The following is a 6,915-nucleotide window of genomic DNA, read 5'->3' as shown; positions in this document are numbered from 1 at the left end:
GCGGGCGATGGCGGCGGTGCGGTCGCGGCAGGTGTCCGCGACCACCACCAGGCTCACCGGGACGCCACGCAGTCCCGGATGGCGGGCCGCGCGGCGCACTGCGGCGAGGCACCCGCCGAGCAGCCGCTCCTCGTCCCTGGCGGGGACCACGACGGCGATGGCGCGGATCATGAACGGACCTCCTGCGAGTACGGCGGCGAACCGGTGCGCGGACCGGGCGGGAGCAGCCGTGCAGCGGCCGCCGAGGGGTGGGTGCATGCTGAGTGGCCGGTCGGTCGCGCGGTGGGGGCACGGCGCCGAGGGGTCTCTCCGGCCACGGTGACACGGCGGGGGCCCTTGCCGCGCGGGGCGGTTCGCCCTGCGCGGCCGCCTTCACCCGACTGGGTGAGTCCTTGCCGGGCCGATCCGGAATGGTGCGCTCCGCTCCGTGTCCGCACCGTGGAACCGGGTAGTCGGTCAGTGGGTGGTCGCGGGCTGCGCGCGGCGCGGATCCGGACGCCCCGGCCCTGGACCACGACGCTGGAGGCGACGAGACCATGCGGCAGCACATCCCTAATCGCGACCGCGGCGCGGCAGGCGGCGCGGACGCCCCGCGCACCTCACCGCACGGCATGCCGCTGGAGGGCCCCGGCACCCCCGGGCGCCGCCGCAATGTGCAGGTGACGGACACCCAGCTGCCCGATCCGCACCTGACCTACGACATCACCGGCCGGCGCCGCAGCCGCCCCGGGCTGCCGACGCCCGGCGGGCGCAGCCTGTCGGACATCCGGATCTTCCTGGCGAGCGTCTTCGCGCCGCTGCTGCTGGTGGCCGCGGCGATCCTCGCCTTCATCGCCTCCCTCGCGAGCGGCGGCAGCCGGTCCGTCTATGTGGGGCTGGCCATCGCCTGCTTCGTGCTCTCGGTGGGGGCCGCACTGGACGTGGCCCAGTCGGTGTGGCGCCGCCACCGCAGGGAACAGCAGTCCTCCAAGTGAGCCGGTACGGCGCGCGGTGCCCCGGGCGGTGCGGCCCGGGGCACCCTGCCGTCCGATTAATTCGTTCGGGTGATGCGATCGCGGGGAATCCGCCACTCACTCGTACCGGGCCCTCCCGGGCGCTCACTCGAAAAAGTCAGAGTGTTTTTCGATCTCCTCCGGTCTGAGATTGCTTCAAGTCATTCAAGATTCGCCAACTGGCATGTGCCGGGTGGTCCTGTCCCTAGGGTCACCAGTGCTCGGACCGGTCCGCCGCACTTCCGTCGGCGGCCGGCCCCCTGCATTGCCGACCCGCCGGGCCGGCCCCTAGTCCGGCCGAGCCGGCGCACCAACCGGAGGACTCTCAGAACCATGACCAACATGGAAACGGCACTCAAGGAAGCGATGACCATCGAGGGGGCCGTCGGTGTCGCCCTGGTGGACTACAGCAGCGGCATGGCCCTGGGGACCCTGGGCAGCACCAAGGAGCTGGACCTCAACGTCGCCGCCGCGGGGAACACCGATGTGGTCCGGGCCAAGATGCGCACCATGGAGATGCTCAACCTCCACAACGAGACCATCGAGGACATCCTGATCACGCTCACCGGCCAGTACCACCTGATCCGGCCGCTGACGCACCGCAGCAGCAAGGGCATCTTCATCTATCTCGCGCTGGACCGGCACCGGGCCAATCTGGCGATGGCCCGGCACATCACACGGAAGCTCGAGGAGACCCTGGAGATCTGAGACGGTCCACTGCGGCAGTGCGGGCGGGGCCGCCACCGGGAGGATTCCGGTGGCGGCCCCGCCCGCACCCGGACCGGCCGCGGTCGCACACCACGGCTCAGCCCTTGCCGTTGCGCTGCCTCCAGTCGGCCTGGGCCTTGTTGAGCTTCTCCTCGAACTGGTCGCAGAAGTCCTTGGCGCTCACCTCGCCCAGCAGCAGCTTCTGGAAGACCGGCTCCGTCTCGCCCTTGCCGGCCGAGTTCCACTCCGGCAGGTAGTACGGCAGCTGCACGATCCTGGTGCCGGGGTCGTTCACGGCCTGCTGCGCCACCCGGGTGGGCCTGGAGTCCTTGATCCAGGCGTCGGCCGCCGCATCGGTGTTGGCCGGAATGGAGCCGGCCTTCTCGTCCCAGTAGCTGTTCTCGCTGTGCGAGGCGCGAACTCGATGAACTTCCAGGCCGCGTCCTTGTTCCTGCTGCTCTTGAAGAGGCCCATGCCGTCCACCGGGTTGGACACCGCGGTGCGCGGCGAGCCGGGTGCGGACGGCGGCAGCGGCACACCGTCGATCTTGTCCCTGCCCAGGGTGTCGATGTGGTTCTGGTACGACCCGCGACGTTCCTGGGGTCGTTGACCGTGGTCGTGTCGCCGTTCCAGAAGGTGTCCCCCCGACTGGGCGCTCCCGCCGGACCGCGCCGGGTCGGGTTCCGGCCGCTACGGTACGCCGGGAGGCGTCCCGGGTGAGGCACACCGCCCGCTCCCCTCCGCCCGTCCGCCTCGTCCGGTCCGGCGGCCACGGCTCCTGAGGCGTCACCCCACAGGCGGTCCTGCACCCGTCCACCCGCGCTCACCGGTGCCGCACCACGACGGCCCGCGACCGGTACCCGACGGGCACCCTCGCCGGCTGCGCTCCGCACGGTCCGGCCGGCCGTTCCCGCGCCGGGGGCGCGCGCCCCGGCGCGGATAGAGTGTCCCGGCGTCACCGCACCGCCCGGCGCAGACAAGCAGGGGAGAGCACCCGTAGTGACCGCGCCCGAGCAGCACCCCGCCCCGCGACCGTCGCTGCAGTCCGACTGCGGCAGCTGCTTCGCGCTGTGCTGCGTCGCCCTGCCCTTCGCCGCCTCCTCCGACTTCGCCGTGAACAAGGACGCCGGCCGTCCGTGCGGCAAGCTGCAGGCGGACTTCAGCTGCGGCATCCACTCCCGGCTGCGCGAGCGGGGCTTCTCCGGCTGCACGGTCTTCGACTGCTTCGGGGCGGGCCAGCAGGTCTCCCAGGTGACCTTCGGCGGCCGCGACTGGCGGCAGGCCCCCGGCACCGCTCCCCTGATGTTCGAGGTCTTCCCGGTGATGCGGCAGCTCCATGAACTGCTGTGGTACCTGGAGGAAGCACTTGCCCTGCCCGCGGCCCGCCCCCTCCACGCCGAGCTGAGCGCGGCCCTGGAGCGGACCGCGGCCCTCACCCGGGGCACCGCGGAGGAGGTCGCCGGCCTGGATGTGGCACCGCACCGCCGGGAGGTCGGCGATCTGCTGCTGCGGGCCAGCGAGTTGGCGCGGGCCGGTCTGGGCGGCCGCCACAGGAACCGGCGGGGCGCCGACCTCGCCGGAGCCCGGCTCAAAGGCGCGGACCTGGGGGGCGCCAATCTGCGCGGCGCCCTGCTGATAGGTGCCGACCTCCGGGGCGCCGACCTGCGCAGCGCCGATCTGACCGGTGCCGACCTGCGCGGCGCCGATCTCTCGGGAGCCGATCTCACCGGGGCGCTCTTCCTCACCCGCTCCCAGCTCGAATCGGCCAGGGGGGACGGCACCACCAGGGTGCCGGAGGCTCTGGGCCGTCCCGCGCACTGGTAGCGGGGCGCTCCGTCCCGCCTGGGCGCGGCAGAGTGCCCGGGCGGAGGCACCCGCCGAGCCCGGGGGCTCCTCCCCCACGTCGGGACCGCACCGGGCGGGGGCGACCGGGCGGTCGGACAGACCCGGCTCCGGTCCCCGTCCTGCTTCGCCACCCCCCGTACGCAGAAGCCCCGCTGCAGAGGCTGCGGAGACGCCTCGCCGTCGGGCGGCGACGACGGCCCGGCTGACGCGTCCATCGCTCCGCCCCCGGCCGCCCGCCGGGACAGGGCCGGAGAACCCCCAGCCGGGTACGACCGGCGTCCGGCGCGGCTCAGCGGTTGGCGACGGCCTGCTTGACCAGCGTCCGGCCGAAGTCCCACATCAGCCCGCTGCCCCGGTGGGCGTCGTCCATCACATCGGTGAAGGCGTCGACGAAGCGGTCCACGTCGCGCTCGGTGACGACCAGCGGCGGGATCAGCTTGATGACCTCCAGATGGTCTCCGGAGACCTGGGTGAGGATCCGGTGACGCTGCATCAGCGGCACCACCACCATCTGGGCGAAGAGCCCCTTGCGGGCCGCCTGCAGGGCCGCCCAGCCGGTGCGCAGCTTCAGCGAGCGCGGCTTGCCGAACTCGATGCCGATCATCAGTCCCCGGCCGCGGACGTCGGCCAGCAGCTCGTACTTGTCCACCAGCGCGGCCAGGCGCTCCCGGAAGAGGTCGCCGACGCGCCGGGCGTGGGCGACGATCTGCTGGTCCTCCATCACATGCAGGGTGGCCAGACCGGCCGCCATGGCCTGGGCGTTGGAGCCGAAGCTGGCGGAGTGGACCAGCACCCGGTCCATGGAGGAGTAGACCGCACGGAAGATCCACTCCTTGCCCAGGGTCGCCCCGACCGGGACATAGCCACCCGAGAGGGCCTTGGCGGCGCAGACCAGGTCCGGCTCCACCCCCTCCTCGTGCTGGTAGGCGAAGAAGTCACCGGTGCGGCCGATCCCGGTCTGCACCTCGTCGCAGATCAGCAGCGCCTTGTGCTTGTGCAGCAGTTCCTGGGCCGCCCTCAGCCACCCGGGAGGCGTCGCATGCACCCCCTTGCCCTGGATCGGCTCCACGATCAGCGCGGCGACGTCGCCGCGGCGCAGCTCGCGCTCCAGCGCAGCCAGGTCGCCCAGCGGCAGCGGGGTGTCCGGCAGCAGCGGGTCGAAGCCCTTGCGGAAGCCGGCCTCACCGTTGACCGAGAGCGAGCCCGTGGTCAGGCCGTGGAAGGCGTGGTCGCAGTAGAGGATGCGGCTCCGGCCGGTGGCGTAGCGGGCGAACTTCAGCGCCGTCTCGACCGCCTCGGTGCCGCTGTTGCCGAAGAAGACCCGGTCCAGGTGCGGGGTGTGGGAGAGCAGCTTCTCGGCGAACAGGCCCGGCAGCGGTGAGCAGTCGAAGCGGGTCAGGTCGGGCAGGTCCAGGTCCATCACCTGCTGCACCGCACGGCGCACCACGGGGTGGTGGCGGCCCAGCGCGAAGATGCCGAACCCGGCCAGCATGTCCAGGTACTCGTTGCCGTCGGCGTCGTAGAAGTACGGGCCCTCGGCCCGCTCGTAGAACTTGTCGAACCCGATGGTGTGCAGCATCCGCGGCAGCTGCGGGTTGAGATGCCGCTCCTGGAGTTCGTAGCGCTCCGCGCCGCGCCGGGCGAGCAGGTCTGCCAGGTCGAATCCGGCGTCCTCCCTGGACTCGGGGGTCCTGGGTGCGGAGACGGTGTCAGAGGCCACGGTGCGGGTCCCCTCCTCGGGTGCGGGCGGCTTCGGCGGTGCGGTTGCGGCGTACGGGGACCCGGCCGGCCGACGCGGCGGAGCCGCCCGAGCCGCCGCCGCGGACGGCGCCCGCGCGGACTGCGGGGCGCAGCCCCCGGACGAAGGCGGCGGTCTGTGCGGCGATGCCGGGGCCGGTGAGCCCGATCTCATTGAGGATCTCACCACGCCCGGCGTGCGCCAGGAACCGCTGGGGGATGCCGAGTTCACGGACCGGGATGTCCACGTCCGCGTCGCGCAGGGCCTGGGCGACGGCGGAGCCGACGCCGGAGGTGCGGCCGTTGTCCTCCACGGTGACCACCAGACGGTGGCCGGCGGCCAGGCGGGCGAGGGCGGGGTCGACCGGCTTGACCCAGCGGGGGTCCACCACGGTGGCGCTCAGGCCCTCCGCGGTGAGCAGGGCGGCGGCGTCCAGGCAGGGCTGCGCCATGGAGCCGACGGCGACCAGCAGGACGTCCGGCGGGTCGGCGGGGCTGCCGCCCGGCGGAGTGGTGCGCCGCAGGACGTCCAGCGTCCCGATGCGCTCCACGGCGGGGATGACCGGTCCCACCTCCGCCTTGGGGAAGCGGACCACGGTGGGTGCGTCGTCGACGTCCAGCGCCTCGCGGAGCTGGGCGCGCAGCTGGTCGGCGTCGCGCGGGGCGGCCAGCCGCAGGCCGGGGACGACCTGGAGGACGGACATGTCCCACATGCCGTTGTGGCTGGCGCCGTCGTTGCCGGTGACACCGGCCCGGTCCAGGACGAAGGTGACGCCCAGGCGGTGCAGGGCGACGTCCATCAGGACCTGGTCGAAGGCCCGGTTGAGGAAGGTGGCGTAGACGGCGACCACCGGGTGCAGCCCGCCGGTGGCGAGCCCGGCGGCGGAGACCGCGGCGTGCTGCTCGGCGATGCCGACGTCGAAGACCCGGTCCGGGTGGGCCTCGGCGAACTTCGCCAGGCCCACCGGCTGGAGCATGGCGGCGGTGATCGCCACCACGTCGGGCCGGTCGCGGCCCACGGCGGCCATCTCGTCGCCGAAGACCGAGGTCCAGGAGGTGCCCTTGGAGGGCGACAGCGGCAGGCAGGTGAACGGGTCCATGGCGCCCACCGCGTGGAAGTGGTCGGCGTCGTCCTTCTCGGCGGGGCCGTAGCCGCGGCCCTTCTCGGTGAGGCAGTGCACGATCACCGGGCCGCCGAAGCCGCGCGCCCGCTCCAGGGCGGACTCGACGGCCGCGGTGTCATGGCCGTCGATGGGGCCGATGTACTTCAGGCCGAGGTCCTCGAACATGCCCTGGGGGGCGAAGGAGTCCTTGAAGCCCTTCTTGGCGCCGTGCAGTGCCCCGAGCACCGGCCTGCCGACCACCGGGGTGCGCTGCAGGGCCTCCCGCCCCCAGGCGAGGAAGCGCTCGTAGCCCTGGGTGGTGCGCAGGGTCGCCAGGTGGTTGGCGAGGCCGCCGATGGTCCTGGCGTAGGAGCGCTCGTTGTCGTTGACCACGATCACCAGCGGACGGTCGTGGGCCTCGGCGATGTTGTTGAGCGCCTCCCAGGCCATGCCGCCGGTGAGCGCCCCGTCGCCGATCACGGCCACCACCCTGCGGTCGTGGTGACCGAGCAGCTGGTTGGCCTTGGCCA

Annotated in this window: 5 protein-coding genes and 1 pseudogene; 3 read left to right on the top strand and 3 right to left on the bottom strand. The window is 73.0% G+C overall.

The window, feature by feature from the left end; genetic code table 11:
• Window positions 1-536 precede the first annotated feature (536 nt).
• Together AOK09_RS29615 and AOK09_RS29610 are read left to right on the top strand one after the other, a co-directional pair.
• Complete coding sequence (locus AOK09_RS29615; RefSeq protein WP_157876086.1) at window positions 537-974, top strand: hypothetical protein; 438 nt, start codon at window positions 537-539, stop codon at window positions 972-974.
• Window positions 975-1,325: 351 nt separating this feature from the next.
• A complete protein-coding gene (locus tag AOK09_RS29610; protein ID WP_055590311.1) occupies window positions 1,326-1,700 on the top strand; it encodes a hypothetical protein in 375 nt (124 codons plus the stop codon).
• A gap of 97 nt (window positions 1,701-1,797) precedes the next feature.
• Here the strand turns inward: AOK09_RS29610 and AOK09_RS42660 are convergent.
• Window positions 1,798-2,288: pseudogene (locus AOK09_RS42660) on the bottom strand (extracellular solute-binding protein); the annotation flags it as partial.
• Between the two features lie 411 nt (window positions 2,289-2,699).
• Between AOK09_RS42660 and AOK09_RS29595 the strand changes: the two are divergent.
• On the top strand, window positions 2,700-3,524 hold the full coding sequence (locus AOK09_RS29595; protein WP_055590308.1) for a pentapeptide repeat-containing protein: 825 nt from the start codon (window positions 2,700-2,702) through the stop codon (window positions 3,522-3,524).
• Window positions 3,525-3,834: 310 nt separating this feature from the next.
• On the opposite strand, the gene AOK09_RS29590 is transcribed toward AOK09_RS29595, so the two are convergent.
• Together AOK09_RS29590 and AOK09_RS29585 are read right to left on the bottom strand one after the other, a co-directional pair.
• Window positions 3,835-5,265, bottom strand: coding sequence for an aspartate aminotransferase family protein (locus AOK09_RS29590; protein WP_055590307.1), 1,431 nt, complete (start codon window positions 5,263-5,265; stop codon window positions 3,835-3,837).
• On the bottom strand, window positions 5,255-6,915 hold a 1,661-nt coding region (locus tag AOK09_RS29585), incomplete at its 5' end, for a 1-deoxy-D-xylulose-5-phosphate synthase N-terminal domain-containing protein (RefSeq protein WP_055590306.1). The genes AOK09_RS29590 and AOK09_RS29585, both read right to left, overlap by 11 nt.

It is taken from the genome of Peterkaempfera griseoplana, from assembly GCF_001418575.1.
GTDB lineage: Bacteria > Actinomycetota > Actinomycetes > Streptomycetales > Streptomycetaceae > Peterkaempfera > Peterkaempfera griseoplana.
Note: the sequence above shows the minus strand (reverse complement) of the source record. Positions and strands in the feature narration are given on the sequence as shown.